Raw genomic sequence first — 718 nt, forward strand, 5'->3', positions numbered from 1 at the left:
ACTTTGCCTTTTGGCTTTGTCTGGTGGAGGTAAGGAGAGTCGAACTCCTGACCTCCTGCTTGCAAGGCAGGCGCTCTCCCAACTGAGCTATACCCCCATGTATTAAATAGTGTAAGTGGAAGTTGTCTCTTCCTTTTCCGATCTTTCTTTTTACGGTCCGATCGTTTTTTCCTTAGAAAGGAGGTGATCCAGCCGCACCTTCCGATACGGCTACCTTGTTACGACTTCACCCCAGTCACCTATCCTACCTTCGACGGCTGCCTCCTTGCGGTTGGCTCACCGGCTTCGGGTATTACAGGCTCCCATGGTGTGACGGGCGGTGTGTACAAGACCCGGGAACGCATTCACCGCAGCATGCTGATCTGCGATTACTAGCAACTCCGACTTCATGCACTCGAGTTGCAGAGTGCAATCCGAACTGGGATCGGATTTATGAGATTTGCTTGAGATCGCTCTGTTGCTTCCCTCTGTTCCGACCATTGTAGCACGTGTGTAGCCCAGGGCATATAGGGCATGATGATTTGACGTCATCCCCACCTTCCTCCGATTTATCATCGGCAGTCCCTTTAGAGTCCCCATCCGTACATGCTGGTAACTAAAGGTAAGGGTTGCGCTCGTTGCCAGACTTAACTGAACATCTCACGACACGAGCTGACGACAACCATGCACCACCTGTATTGAGGCTCCCGAAGGAGAATACTTATCTCTAAGTACGCCC

Annotated in this window: 1 tRNA gene and 1 rRNA gene; both read right to left on the bottom strand. The window is 51.5% G+C overall.

Annotation, left to right across the window (positions count from 1 at the left end):
- Positions 1-21: 21 nt before the first annotated feature.
- Positions 22-97, bottom strand: a tRNA-Ala gene (locus HMPREF1252_RS00005).
- A 79-nt stretch (positions 98-176) separates the two neighbouring features.
- Positions 177-718: ribosomal RNA gene (locus tag HMPREF1252_RS00010) — 16S ribosomal RNA — on the bottom strand; the annotation flags it as partial.

The organism is Peptoniphilus sp. BV3AC2, assembly GCF_000478945.1.
Taxonomy (GTDB): domain Bacteria; phylum Bacillota; class Clostridia; order Tissierellales; family Peptoniphilaceae; genus Peptoniphilus_B; species Peptoniphilus_B duerdenii.